Here is a 12,674-nt window from a genome sequence, read left to right on the forward strand (position 1 = left end):
TAACTCCCGTTATGGTTTTGTTGTCGCAGATTGAGCTAGCGCTAATGTATCTTGCTCAATAGGTTCAATTGAGATGCCATCACTTAATTTAATTTGGCCAGATGAGACAATTTGATCACCAAGGGTTAAGCCTTCTTTTATCTCAATCATGCCGTTGTAGCGCAATCCAACTTTCACAGAGACACGCTTAGCGATAAGGTTTTTTTGATTGTCAGATTGCGCTACAAACACGGTATCTCCATAGGCAGTATAAGTAACTGCCGTTTCTGGTACGGTTAATACCATAGGACTATCTGGAGAAGTAACTTGCACACGAGCAAACATGCCCGCTTTTAATTTGTTATCGGTATTAGGTAAAACAGCTTGTACTTGTACGGTGCGAGATGGACCAATAAGAGGATCGACGGCATTAATAGAGCCTGTAAATACCATCTCTGGATAAGCATCGACCTCGATATTGATGGGCTGTTTTGCGGAAATTTTGGGAGCAGCTTGTTCATCAAGTGAGAAATTGAGTTTTAAATGACTCGCATCGACTAAAGATGCAATACGTTCACCCGCATTGAGGTACTGTCCTTCATGAACAAGTTTTATCCCGACAATGCCATCAAAAGGCGCTTTTATTGCTTTCTGTGCAATTCGCGCTTTTACTTCACGAATGGATGCGGCAATCATATCGCGCTCAGATAATGTACTGTCTAATTGCGCAGCGGCTGCGACATTTTTACTATAAAGCTGTTTTGTACGGGAGTAGAGTTTATCCGCGTTAGTTAATTGTGCTTGTAAACGCAATAATTCCGCTTGTTCAGGCTCATCATTTAATTTAGCTAAAACTTGGCCGGCTTTAACAGTTTGCCCTGACTCAAAATTAATCACAGCAATTCGACCATTGGTTTCAGCGGCTAAATACACTTGGCGCGCGGCTTCTAGTTCACCAACTCCTTGCATATTGTTTGGTAATTTTGATGATTGTACAGTTGCTAATGCCACTTTAGTGGGTGGATAAGCGAATTGCTGAGATGCATCTTCATCAGATGATGTTGTTGCATAAACCATTGCACCAGCACTGATTAAAAAGAGTGAGGCACATACCGTGAGAGTGAGTTTTTTATTCATACTATTGTTGTTTCCATAGTGATTATTTTTATATTTTTTATCGTTTTTATGCGTCAGTTTTTTTCCATAATGCTCTGAAATGACTTGCCATTGCCGTAGTGATTAATCCTCCAATAACAGAGGTATGCTCGATTGCGAAATACATCGACAACATGGCCTTATCTCCCGTCATATTCCAAAACGTATGTACAATCACAATGGTCAAAAATAGGAAAACAGCGAGCGCTCCAGCACCTAGCCATAAATAACGATCGAAAAGGACTAATAAAGAACCTGAAAATAAAACGATCGCAGTGGCAATATTAAAAAACCAGTCTGGAGTTAATCCTGCTGCACGCATCTCAGCCAAACTATTTTGGTAATCAAACACCTTGGCAAAACCAGAGGAGAGAAATAAAACAAGAATGAGTAATCTGGCGATAAACCATAAAGCGCGGCTTTCAAGAATACGTGCAATTGAATTAGGCATTTTTCTATCCTCAATAATCTTCAATACAAAAGTCGGTATCCCACTGACTTGACTTCATGAGAGGAGAGGACTATAAAACCTCAAGTTAAGTTGAGGTCAAGAGGAAAGAATGAAAAAAGAGAAAATAGATTTCAATAGAGCACTTACCGTCGGTGAGGTAGCAAAACGTAGTGGTGTTGCGATTTCAACGTTACATTTTTATGAAGAAAAAGGATTGATAGAAAGCTATCGAAGTGCAGGTAATCAGCGGCGTTATCCACCAGTTGTATTGCGCTATGTGGCAATTATCAAGGCGGCTCAAAGTACGGGAATTCCGTTAAAAGAAATCCAAGAAATATTGGGAAAGTACCCGCCAAATAGTAAATTAACGGCAGAACAATGGCACGAAATATCAACGGATTGGAAAGTGCGACTCGATGAACGCATTCGCCGTCTTAAACGATTACGTAACGGGCTTGACCACTGTATTGGCTGTGGTTGTTTATCATTGAGTGATTGTCCGTTGCGCAATCCTGATGATATTTTAGGTGAAAAGGGGGCAGGGCCTCAGATCCTATAATCAAAATGAAAACGATGCACTATCTGGTTTGAAAAATCCCTCATAGTCTTCTTGGTTATCAGTCATACCCAGTAAATCAAGTGTGAATTGGTGATAGAAACCTTGGTAAGAAAGAAATGAAATAAGCGCTTGATTAATAGTCTCTTTATTTTCTGTATCATCTAATACACTCTGTTGATGCGCATACATTAATATGCTTCGTTGGCGATTCTCTTTAAGTGTTTGATTACCATCATTCATAACATCATATTGATTTAGGAAATTAAGGATAGCCTTTGTATCATTGATGCCTTGATCTTGTAATTGCTGATAAAAATCTCGATTAAGAAAAGGCGCTAAAATATCACTTTCTGTAGCCCTAGGAAGGGGCACTGGTTGATTCTCTATTGCTTCTGTTTTATCTGTATTTATTCTTGAAGATAAATGAGATAGTGGCTGTGTATAGGAAGGATCAATCTTCATTAGGGAGGTCTCTTTGAGTTTGATTTTCATCTTGGCTTTCTAATAATTCAAACTGTTGAATATAATCAATTAAACGCGTTTTAAGATCTTGAGAAAATGCGAGTTGATTTTTTTCAGTATAAGGCCGATGAAATTGAGATTTGAGATCTTGCATAAAAAGAGGAGGATCAAAGAAAAGGATTTGTGATCCTGCGCTGACAGAAATTGTCGTATTATCATGGGGAATTAATTCAATATTTTGATCACTCAGTGTTTCTTCTAAATAAGGTTGTAAGGTTTTAGGAATATTAAGTGTGAGTTTATGATCAAAAGGGCTTGCGGCAATAAGTTGTTTTGTTAGTTCTATTTGCATATCCGGTGACTGGAAATATTGAGCAACTGTCCTTGTGATCAACTCTCTTTGTTTTATTTCATAGTTGAATAAATGAGTTTGATACTGAGAGAACAAGGTTAATATATCTCCCAATAGTGCTTTCAGTCCTTCGCTATAGCCTTGCCTAACCACAGCATCATGATGTAATTTAAGTTTTTTCTCAGTATCGCGAATAAGTTTTTTCGCATTATTTTTTGTCGCGAGATTTATTTTATGGATATTATCCAATTGTCGGATATAACGGGCGCGAATAAGCACCCCTTCACAGGTATAATCTAGCAGTTTTTCATGCACAGAACGCAGCATAATTAAGCACCAAAAGAAAAAGTGAGCGTGATAAAGATAAATCCGTTGATAACTCTAATTGGGACTGATTTATAGGAAAACAGAGTTTAAACCGTTGTGCTAATGCGACTGAAATAGAGTGAATAAAAGTAAATAATAATTGATAACCTATTGTGATAGGGGCTATCTCGTTATTATCATTTTTATTTTCCTCATTTATCAAAATGACTGGTCTTAAAGAGAGAAACGCTTGCAATGATGATGGCAGTTGATAGTAATCACCTGAGTGTAAAATATATTGAGGTGAGTAAAAATAACCTAAAAATAGAGCACATTGAGGTAATAACGACCATTGAGTAAATAGTTTTTGGGCGACAAGGTCGGTTTCTATATCGCAGTCTATTTCAGTGATCAGTTTATGTTCTTTAATTAATTGATAATTAGCAAATTGCTGCCAAATAAGTTTATCATCGAGAGTTGCTACTGTTTTATTGTCTGGGTGAATGTATTGTAATGGTTCATACATCACGGTAGAAATTTTCTCAAACTGTTGAAGAGAGAATGTCATCTTTTTTCTCCTTCATCATCAGCTTTTTTTGGCGATACTTTATAAAAATAAATATTGTAATGAACAGTAAGCCAATAAAAAGTGGACCTAACAACCACCAATAATTAAAAGTGATAGCACTATTTTCATCAGTAGTGAGAGGTTTTAATACATTTAATTTATTGATATTGCGTGGATAAAGTAGAACAGTAATATTATCTTCATTCATATCGTTAAAGGAATTATGAATAAAAGCGCGAATATCTTCACCAAGTTGTTCTGCATCAGGCACACTGTCTTCATAAAAAATTATGGCAGATGCGTGAGGAGGAGGAATAATGCGCTCTGAGGGGGAAATAGGATAACTAATATGCACTCTTGCATCGATAACACTTTCAATGGTGAGTAATGATTGTTCTAATCGCTGCTCAATAGCCGAAATTAACCGTGCTTTTTCTGCCTGTGGTGAAGACACCAATGCATCAGAAGGGAATATTTGGGTAATTTCAACCCGCGTATTACTAGGCAATTGATACTGTTCCAATATTTGAATCGCGACAGCAACATCTTCTTTTTTAACTGACACATCAAATAATCCTTTGCCTAATGCGGTTTGGGTACTGGTTATTTGATGCTTTTGTAATACAGCTTGCACTTGTGTTGCTTGACGCTGATTCAGACCGGTTAATAATGACTGCTCTTTACACCCAGTTAATAGTGAAACCAGACAAAATAATAACATGCTTAATAAATATCTGGTTTTCATCACTATTGCGCCTTTAGTAGGGTTTCTACGATATTCAATGATTTTCTTGCCAAGGTACTGGCTAAATTCATGGTAATGGTATAATCATTTAGCGTGGTTTGTAGCTTGGTATAGCTATGAACATCAGAAAGCTGACTTAATGTTGCCAGTTTTTCATGTATTTGAGTTTCATACTGAAAACTACTGGCAATATTTTTTGTTATTATTGACGATAATGAATCTTCATTATCTGTCGTTTCAGATAACGCAGATAAATTAACTGTAGAAACAGGTAAAATAGCCATAAATATCCTTTATATAATTTAAAATTAACGCATATTACCAATAATACTCATGGCTAAGTCTTTAACGACTTTAATCGATGTTGATTCAGCATTACGTGTAATATTGTATTCAGCTAACCTTGCTTGATAGTCTGCTAATGCGGCGGCATTCGAGGTATCTGCTTTTAAAGCATCAAGTGCTGATTTTAATGCATCACTTTGATTTTTAACTGGGTCTTGAAAGTAATCGTCTATTTTTTTAATTGAGCTTACATCATCGGTCACTGAATTATTTGCCATAATATTAATCCTCTGAATATTTATGATTTTATGTTAATGAAATCCGAATATTATCCCTTGGGAAAATAACGGTGTTGGCTATCAATAAAAATATATCCGTTCTCTTCTTGTAAAGTTGCTTTATTGATTAAATCAGGATTACCTATACTCTCACGGTAAAATATAAATTTTCTGCCAAAAATAAAGGTTTGTTTTTTTATAAATTGCTCAAATTTTATTTTGCTTTCTTTATTCAAAACATCATCAAATATAAACGTGATCCCATTCTTATCTTCTTTTATTTGATAACTGACTTTTTTTATAAAAGAGAGTGTATTTACCTCTTCAATTAAACTAGGAATAGATATGGCTTTGATAGTTGGTTGGCAAAAGGTAGAAAACTGTTGTTGAATAACTGAACTGATTTTATCTTTTTCATGATTATTATGATAAACAAAAGATATTATTGGATTTGAATTATTTTTAATTATTATATTGTTTGTTATTTTACTCTCTTTATTAAAGATAAGATTTAATTTTTTAATATCTATATATGAATATCGACTGTTATTATTGTTTGTTTTAACCCATTCAGGCACGCTATCGTCATAGAGGCAATAATGATTTTTTAAACCTAAAAAATAGTGATAGTTTTCTACTGATAACGTTGGTTCTGGTATGATGTTGTTAACTTCTTTTTTGTTAAAAAATAAAAATGAAATAGATAATAATGAAAAAAAGATAACTATTATCAATATAATAGCTATCTTTTTTCGGGGGGTAATGTTAGATGATTTATTCTTAAATACTAATAGCTCTTTTTCCAAGTTATCATTTTTACTAATTAAAAACATAGGGATATTATTAAAATAAATAGGTTTATTAAAATATATATCCATTTCAACACCTATTTCATTCGCTATCACACTCTCTTCTATAACTAATGTACTTTGATCTTCTTCTGTATTTTTTAGTTTGACATTCACTTTTTTAACCAATTCTTCATCACTGCATGGAATGTAAATCTGATTTGCATCATTATTATGTATTTTATTTCTCTTGTTGTATGTTGATATTGAATATTCATTTGGAGTTAATGATATTTTTGTATACTTTAATGGTCCATTCAAAATATATAAATAATAAAGCATAAATATATCCTAGAAGTTATCGTGCCTATTTATTGTGTGAATTAATATTGGTCTTCAATATTGAAATGTTTTTTTTAAAAAAAGAACAGGTTTTTTATTTGCTAATTTAAGGTGTGTTTTATAAAAATATTTTGTAAAATATAAACTTTCTGCTTTAATTATACATTTTTATCACTAATTATTGATGGTATTATTCGAAGAACATGCAAATCATAACACGTAAATTGTATTCCGTTAGCGATATTGTATCGTTATCTTTTTCATTTTTGAGTTGATTTATATTTTTGAGGTTTAAATTATGTTGATAAACGATATAAAAATAAGTGGAGATAGAAATATCTTAATGGGGAATTCATTATTTTTTTGTATTCCCTTGAATAATGAATCATCAATTAAAATAAGAGATGGACAATTTACAAAAATGATAAAAGGAAGTGCTTTTATTTATAATGCTAAAAATAGTGATGTTGTTTTTCAGTCTGATAATCAAAGTTGGAAAATGGAAAAAAGATCTTTTTTTATCTGCGCCAGGTTATTAGCCTTTATTGATTATGCTCGTGATTTTTCAAAAATGACAGCAATAGGCACTGAATTTGATATTAATCAGCAGATTTTTTATATAGAAAGTAGAGAGGGATCATTAGAGTACATATTAATTAGCGAAGCTTTAAAAGAGAATAGCCAATTAGAGCCTCTTTTTGTCACCATAAGACATAGCGAAAGCTATTGGCTTGTATTACATCTCATCAGTTATTTAGATGAGAAAAAGAGTAATATTGCTCAAATTGGAGAGCGCTATGGTGTATCAGGCACGCATTTTAGAAGACTTTGTAAACGTTATTTAGGTAATTGTGGTAAAAGCCAATTACGTTCATGGCGAGCAGCATCATCGATTCTGACTACTTTATCAACAAGTGAATCTTTGACACAAATTGCAGTAGATAATGGATTTAGCTCTGCATCCCATTTTTCTAATGAAATAAAAACACTGTTTGGTATTACACCGACGGAATTTCGTCGAATTGGTCACCTTCTCTATGAAAATAAAAAATAATATTTGCTGTGCTATTGGGCTATCAATTTGTTGTAGTTTAACTTTTCCTGTTCAAGGTGCAGAGGGAAAAGTTATCTACACACATCAGGTAAAAAAACCTGATATGTTTATTGCTGTTGATACTCGTATTGAGCAATTTTTCTTTGTGTTATCAGATAAATTAGATAAACCATTTATTTTAAGTAACGCTGTAAAGAAAAAAAGAGTGACAGGGAATTTTGATATTTCTTCACCTCAGGATGCTTTTGATTTGATGGTGCGCAGAATGTCATTACTCTATTTCAATGATGGGGAATCTATTTATGTTTATGATAATAGTGAGATCCAACAAGAACTATTCCAAGTAAAAAATATTGGAATGAGTGAAATCAAAGAATATCTTCAAGATGTGGGTCTATTTGATGCTCGTTTCCCATTACGTTCAGGGCAGGATCAGCGTACTTTTTATATTTCAGGACCTCCTGTTTATCTTAAATTAGTTAAAGCGGCTGCTGACTATCTAGATAATGCGGTTCAGGAACAAATCTATGAAAATATAAGTAATCAAGTACCAACAGGTAGCTCTCGTTATGGAGAGGAATTTGTGCAAGTATTTGCACTAAAAAATACCTTTGTGCAAGATAGAACTTATTATTTACGAGATGAAAAAATTGTATTACCAGGTATTACAACGGTACTCCAGCAGTTATTTATGTCTCAAGCAGGAACACCAATAAAGCGCACTTACTCTTCAAGAAATAATACTGTAGAAAGGGAAAGTGAGGTCTCACAGCCTACAGATAATAATGACAATAACTTATCAGTCACACCCGTTATTACACAAATGGGGAGATATCATGTTGAATTGGTTCCTTTACCTGCAGCAAATAGCTTATTAGTTAAAACCAGTCGAGAAGGATTGGAATTAGTCGGTTCCTTGATTGACCAACTGGATAAACCTAAACGACAAGTTGAACTATCTCTATGGATTATTGATATTTCAAAAAATAAAGCGGATAGCTTAGGTATTGATTGGCAAGCAGGATATAGCTCAGGCAATCACTCTTTCTTTTTTAATACATCAAGTTTAAGTGCTGCATCAGGTTTGAATTTCTTAGGAAAAATAAGAGCATTGACAGAAGATGGCGATGCCAAAATGGTTTCTCGTCCTATTTTATTAACTCAAGAAAATACTCCAGCAATTTTTGATAATAACACCACCTTTTATACTCAAATTAAAGGTGAGCGTGTTGCAACATTAGAATCGACAACTTTTGGGACGATGATGAGCGTATTGCCAAGAATTGGCAATTCTAATAAAGAAATTGAAATGATCATCAATTTGGAAGATGGGGCAGAAAAAAAAGATGATAAAGCAAAAGATGAGACGGTTGAAAGTTTACCTGTAATTAACCGTACTAATATTAGTACCGTCGCACGAGTTTCAGAAGGGGGAAGCTTACTAATTGGTGGCTATACTCGTGAAGATAATATTAATGCTGAAACTAAAATTCCCGTATTAAGTTCAATACCTTTGATTGGCGGGTTATTTAGTTATAAATCAGATAATAATAAAAAGATGGTGCGCATTTTTATGTTACAACCTCGTTTATTAGATAATACAGAAACTGATTTATCCGAATCAATAAGCCAAAATCCATTTCAACCAATGGATAAAAAAACAACACAAGCATTGCAACAACTTCAAGCTTTTATGGGGTAATGTGATGATTGCGCCAATTAACTCTTCCATACCGATTAGACAGGAAACAAAAGAAAATAACGTTAGCCGTAAAAATCAGCAAGAAACGGAATATAAGCAACCTAAAATTTCAGAAAAGCAAAATTACCAAAATCAATTAGCTGATATTGCTGATGATATGTCGATGGTTGTGACTCAATTTTCTCAACGCTATGGAAAGTGGTTAGATAAAAAAGCCAATCGGGGAAAAAGTACACTCTATATAACGGAAGATGGATCAGATAAAAAACTCAATAAAGCTTTGTTAATGTTTAAAAAGTCAGGTCAAAGTCTTCAGGAGCTTCTTGCTTATTTACGGCAAATGTTTCCTGATGAAAGTGACCTCGTTATGGTATTACGCGAGTTATTAAGAAAGAAAAAACTCGGTGCTCAGTTAGATGCTGGAATAGAAAATGAAATCGCTCGATTACTTGAGGGGAAAAATGCCAAGAATATTAAAGCAGGGATAAATATTGCTTTAAAAGCCAAAACATTTGCTAAGTTATTAGCATTAAACCCCACAGTATTACGAGATTTATATCGAAGTTATATTAATTTAGATATAGAACCGATCTTTTTCTTTCAGATGTGGATGGAAGAATATGATATTAAACAATGCACAATTATTTTGACATTTCTTTCCCAAAGTTTGTTATGTGATATGCAATCTTTAATGCCAAGTTGTGCTCAAAGTTCTGAATTTGGACAATTGTTAGAGCGAGTCAATAAACTAAGGGAATTATATAGTTTTATAGAATTAAGTATGAGTTTTTTTAAGAATATAGAGTTAAAAAACACCATATCAGAAAAACAACTCTATCAATTAATATTATATGGCATGACATATCCAGGAGATATGAATAAATATTTAATCTCATTATTATCAGGTGAGTGGGAAAAGTTATTAATAACTATAAAAATGAAGTTATTACAGGGAATAAGAAACATGTTTAATAAGTTTCCGGAGAACTTATTTTTATCTGATGAGTTTAGAATTGAGTGCCAAATGATTATTCAAAATATTATAGATAAATATATAAATATAGAAAAATACCACTTAAGAAAATCAATATAAATATAATGTTAAACATATTTTAATGGATATAAATTATGGTTTATAAATTTCTTTCTGCCATTAGAAATCGTCCTGAACTTATTGTATTAGCTGTTATGGTTTTAGTAATCATGATGCTAATTATTCCGCTTCCAACTTACATCGTCGATTTTCTTATCGGGTTAAATATTACTATTTCTCTTTTGATTTTTATGAGTTCTTTTTATATTACCCGAATCTTAAATTTCATGACATTCCCTGCATTATTGCTGATAACCACTCTTTTTCGCTTAGCACTTTCTATTAGTACTAGCCGTTTAATTTTACTTGATGCTGATGCAGGTGAAATTATTACTTCATTTGGTGAGTTTGTTATTGGTGAGAATCTGGTCGTCGGATTTGTGGTTTTCTCAATTGTCACTATTGTGCAATTTTTGGTTATTACCAAAGGTTCTGAACGTGTTGCAGAAGTTGCAGCACGTTTTTCATTGGATGGTATGCCAGGTAAACAAATGAGTATTGATGCTGATTTAAAATCCGGCATCATTACTAATGATGAAGTAAAAATAAGGCGTAAAGAATTAGGGCAAGAGAGTCAACTTTATGGTTCATTTGATGGTGCAATGAAATTTATTAAAGGTGATGCAATTGCCGGTATTGTTATTATTTTTGTCAATCTTATTGGTGGCATTTCTGTTGGTATGGCTCAAATGGATTTATCGATTTCACAGGCTTTACATACCTACACATTACTGACCATTGGTGATGGCTTAGTTGCTCAAATTCCAGCATTACTTATCTCTATTAGTGCTGGTTTTATTGTTACTCGTGTTGGTGGTGAAAATAAAAATTTAGGTTTTAGCATAATGAATGAGCTATTAGCTCAAGATTTTGCTTTATTGGTGACAGCGGTACTGGCATTTATTATTGGTTTTTTACCAGGTTTTCCAACACCGGTATTCCTTATTCTTTCTGCGATCATTGCCTTTTATTTCTTTAAAAAAAATAGGGGAAATAAGAAGAAATCCACAGCATCATCGACAACAGAAGAAGGAGGAAAAAATGAAGAGGGAGAAAATAAAAAAGGACTTATTTCTAATCTTTTTTCAGGAAAGAAAAATGAAGAAGAAAATAGTTTACTTACAGAAACGATCTCTTTAGAACAAGCAGAAACTTTACCTTTAATTGTTACTGTTTCCACGACAAAAAAAGATTACCTAACTAAAATTGTTTTTGAGAAATGGCTTAAAAAAGAGTTTATTTTACAATATGGTGTTTTGCTACCTGATATTGTGATCCACTATTCTGATGTAATTGAAGAAGACAGGATAATCATTTTAATCAATGAAGTAAAAGCCGACGAATTTGATTGCCCATTTTCTCTTATCAATATAGAAGAACCGAATGATGAATTTTTTTCGTTAGGATTAAAGTATGTTGAAAAAGAAGACAATAAAATAAAAAGATATTGGGTAAAAGAAATAGAAAAAGAGAAACTCACCAAATTAGATTATCAAATTATTAAATCAGAGAATTACTTTTATAATAAGTTCTCATCTTTGATGACATCTAATATCATCGAATTCTTAGGTATTCAAGAAACTAAAAATATCCTTGATAAAGTTGAAGAACGAGCTCCTGAGTTAATGAAAGAGTGTTATAGACAAGTTTCTATCCAACGCATTAATGAAGTTTTACAAAGACTAATACAAGAAAAAATACCTATTAGAAATATAAAGACAATTGTTGGTGGGTTAGTACAATGGGGTGGAAAGGAAAAAGACCCAATATTATTAACTGAGCATATTCGTTCATTGTTAGCACGGTATATAAGTAGTTTTTTTTCTAAAAATGGAAAGATTAATGTTGTTATATTATCTAACGAAGTCGAAGAGATAATTCGTAGTGGGATAAGACAGAGTTCTTCTGGTACATTTCTTAATTTAGAACCCGCTGAACTTGATCTTATTATGGAAAAAATGACAGTTGCTTTTGATGAAATTAAATATATTCAAAACTATGTTGTTTTAACGGCAATAGATATAAGGCGATTTGTCAGAAAATTATTAGAGACGCAGTTTTCACAGCTTTCAGTTTTATCCTATGACGAATTATCTTCAGATATTGAAATAAATGTCTTGCAATCTATTTAGGGGAAGAATATGTCTTGTGATCTTGCTAGTTTAATTATCGACTCTATGAATGTCATTGGTCGTAATGATCTTTTTTCTAATGGAAAATCTATCGATAACCATTCAACAATTACGATTAGCCTTGGTGAAATGCCCGATATTAATTTATTAACTGTCGACGATGTTCCTATGATTTGGTCTGTATTACGTGAATATGATGAAAATCAATTACAGCAAAATAGTAGTGGTATTTTATTAGACCAAATTAATGTACAGACAGAAAGTTTTTATCCTGGACAGCCTGCTTTAGTTAAAGTGGAGTCTGATTTAGAGCTGAGAGCTTCTTTTATGCCTATTGCACTACAAAATGGTGAAACAATGGCAAAAGCAATTGATGAATTTTTTCAAGTTATGAATCAAATTCATCAGCAATTTATTAATTAA

The 12,674-nt window shown here is 32.9% G+C and carries 15 protein-coding genes; 6 read left to right on the forward strand and 9 right to left on the reverse strand.

What is annotated here, in order from left to right; genetic code table 11:
* Positions 1–9: 9 nt before the first annotated feature.
* Entirely contained in the window at positions 10–1,116 is a 1,107-nt protein-coding gene (locus CUB63_RS12430) for an efflux RND transporter periplasmic adaptor subunit (RefSeq protein ID WP_109848155.1), read from the reverse strand.
* A 46-nt stretch (positions 1,117–1,162) separates the two neighbouring features.
* Positions 1,163–1,585, reverse strand: coding sequence for a DoxX family protein (locus tag CUB63_RS12435; RefSeq protein ID WP_109400105.1), 423 nt, complete (start codon positions 1,583–1,585; stop codon positions 1,163–1,165).
* A gap of 109 nt (positions 1,586–1,694) precedes the next feature.
* On the opposite strand from CUB63_RS12435, the gene soxR reads away from it, so the two are divergent.
* Complete coding sequence (gene soxR / locus CUB63_RS12440) at positions 1,695–2,144, forward strand: redox-sensitive transcriptional activator SoxR (RefSeq protein WP_006536309.1); 450 nt, start codon at positions 1,695–1,697, stop codon at positions 2,142–2,144.
* Here the strand turns inward: soxR and CUB63_RS12445 are convergent, their stop codons facing one another.
* From CUB63_RS12445 to CUB63_RS12475, 7 genes are read right to left on the reverse strand one after another with little or no spacing between them, the layout of a single operon-like run.
* Positions 2,145–2,606, reverse strand: coding sequence for a hypothetical protein (locus CUB63_RS12445; protein ID WP_072064455.1), 462 nt, complete (start codon positions 2,604–2,606; stop codon positions 2,145–2,147). It lies immediately after the preceding gene.
* Positions 2,596–3,285 (reverse strand): type III secretion protein, encoded by a 690-nt coding sequence (locus CUB63_RS12450; RefSeq protein WP_109848156.1) that lies wholly within the window; start codon positions 3,283–3,285, stop codon positions 2,596–2,598. Before CUB63_RS12450 ends, CUB63_RS12445 begins: the two co-directional genes overlap by 11 nt.
* Complete coding sequence (locus CUB63_RS12455) at positions 3,266–3,832, reverse strand: type III secretion protein (RefSeq protein ID WP_109848157.1); 567 nt, start codon at positions 3,830–3,832, stop codon at positions 3,266–3,268. The genes CUB63_RS12450 and CUB63_RS12455 overlap by 20 nt, the downstream gene beginning before the upstream one ends.
* A complete protein-coding gene (sctJ, locus tag CUB63_RS12460) occupies positions 3,807–4,577 on the reverse strand; it encodes a type III secretion system inner membrane ring lipoprotein SctJ (protein WP_109848158.1) in 771 nt (256 codons plus the stop codon). The genes CUB63_RS12455 and sctJ overlap by 26 nt, the downstream gene beginning before the upstream one ends.
* 2 nt (positions 4,578–4,579) lie before the next feature.
* Positions 4,580–4,861, reverse strand: coding sequence for a type III secretion system inner rod subunit SctI (sctI, locus tag CUB63_RS12465; RefSeq protein ID WP_006536303.1), 282 nt, complete (start codon positions 4,859–4,861; stop codon positions 4,580–4,582).
* Positions 4,862–4,885: 24 nt separating this feature from the next.
* A complete protein-coding gene (gene sctF, locus CUB63_RS12470; RefSeq protein WP_006536302.1) occupies positions 4,886–5,140 on the reverse strand; it encodes a type III secretion system needle filament subunit SctF in 255 nt (84 codons plus the stop codon).
* A gap of 50 nt (positions 5,141–5,190) precedes the next feature.
* A complete protein-coding gene (locus tag CUB63_RS12475; RefSeq protein ID WP_109848159.1) occupies positions 5,191–6,270 on the reverse strand; it encodes a hypothetical protein in 1,080 nt (359 codons plus the stop codon).
* A 298-nt stretch (positions 6,271–6,568) separates the two neighbouring features.
* Between CUB63_RS12475 and CUB63_RS12480 the strand changes: the two genes are divergently transcribed.
* From CUB63_RS12480 to CUB63_RS12500, 5 genes are read left to right on the forward strand one after another with little or no spacing between them, the layout of a single operon-like run.
* Complete coding sequence (locus CUB63_RS12480; RefSeq protein WP_109848160.1) at positions 6,569–7,324, forward strand: helix-turn-helix domain-containing protein; 756 nt, start codon at positions 6,569–6,571, stop codon at positions 7,322–7,324.
* Complete coding sequence (gene sctC, locus CUB63_RS12485) at positions 7,308–9,026, forward strand: type III secretion system outer membrane ring subunit SctC (protein ID WP_109848161.1); 1,719 nt, start codon at positions 7,308–7,310, stop codon at positions 9,024–9,026. Before CUB63_RS12480 ends, sctC begins: the two co-directional genes overlap by 17 nt.
* 4 nt (positions 9,027–9,030) lie before the next feature.
* The gene (gene sctW / locus CUB63_RS12490; protein WP_109848162.1) at positions 9,031–10,119 is read left to right on the forward strand and encodes a type III secretion system gatekeeper subunit SctW; all 1,089 of its coding nucleotides are present in this window, start codon (positions 9,031–9,033) and stop codon (positions 10,117–10,119) included.
* Between the two features lie 35 nt (positions 10,120–10,154).
* Entirely contained in the window at positions 10,155–12,251 is a 2,097-nt protein-coding gene (locus tag CUB63_RS12495; RefSeq protein ID WP_109848163.1) for an EscV/YscV/HrcV family type III secretion system export apparatus protein, read from the forward strand.
* A 9-nt stretch (positions 12,252–12,260) separates the two neighbouring features.
* Positions 12,261–12,674: an InvB/SpaK family type III secretion system chaperone gene (locus CUB63_RS12500; protein WP_109848164.1), complete on the forward strand. Its 414-nt coding sequence runs from the start codon at positions 12,261–12,263 to the stop codon at positions 12,672–12,674.

The sequence above is a fragment of the Proteus penneri genome (assembly GCF_003144535.1).
Taxonomy (GTDB): Bacteria; Pseudomonadota; Gammaproteobacteria; order Enterobacterales; family Enterobacteriaceae; genus Proteus; species Proteus penneri.

Coding starts and splice junctions, on each gene's coding strand:
- CUB63_RS12435 (WP_109400105.1), bottom strand. CDS start 1,585: ATGCCTAATTCAATTGCACGTATTCTTGAAAGCCGCGCTTTATGGTTT.
- sctW (WP_109848162.1), top strand. CDS start 9,031: ATGATTGCGCCAATTAACTCTTCCATACCGATTAGACAGGAAACAAAA.
- CUB63_RS12445 (WP_072064455.1), bottom strand. CDS start 2,606: ATGAAGATTGATCCTTCCTATACACAGCCACTATCTCATTTATCTTCA.
- sctF (WP_006536302.1), bottom strand. CDS start 5,140: ATGGCAAATAATTCAGTGACCGATGATGTAAGCTCAATTAAAAAAATA.
- sctJ (WP_109848158.1), bottom strand. CDS start 4,577: ATGAAAACCAGATATTTATTAAGCATGTTATTATTTTGTCTGGTTTCA.
- CUB63_RS12455 (WP_109848157.1), bottom strand. CDS start 3,832: ATGACATTCTCTCTTCAACAGTTTGAGAAAATTTCTACCGTGATGTAT.
- CUB63_RS12480 (WP_109848160.1), top strand. CDS start 6,569: ATGTTGATAAACGATATAAAAATAAGTGGAGATAGAAATATCTTAATG.
- CUB63_RS12475 (WP_109848159.1), bottom strand. CDS start 6,270: ATGCTTTATTATTTATATATTTTGAATGGACCATTAAAGTATACAAAA.
- sctC (WP_109848161.1), top strand. CDS start 7,308: ATGAAAATAAAAAATAATATTTGCTGTGCTATTGGGCTATCAATTTGT.
- soxR (WP_006536309.1), top strand. CDS start 1,695: ATGAAAAAAGAGAAAATAGATTTCAATAGAGCACTTACCGTCGGTGAG.
- CUB63_RS12450 (WP_109848156.1), bottom strand. CDS start 3,285: ATGCTGCGTTCTGTGCATGAAAAACTGCTAGATTATACCTGTGAAGGG.
- CUB63_RS12495 (WP_109848163.1), top strand. CDS start 10,155: ATGGTTTATAAATTTCTTTCTGCCATTAGAAATCGTCCTGAACTTATT.
- CUB63_RS12500 (WP_109848164.1), top strand. CDS start 12,261: ATGTCTTGTGATCTTGCTAGTTTAATTATCGACTCTATGAATGTCATT.
- CUB63_RS12430 (WP_109848155.1), bottom strand. CDS start 1,116: ATGAATAAAAAACTCACTCTCACGGTATGTGCCTCACTCTTTTTAATC.
- sctI (WP_006536303.1), bottom strand. CDS start 4,861: ATGGCTATTTTACCTGTTTCTACAGTTAATTTATCTGCGTTATCTGAA.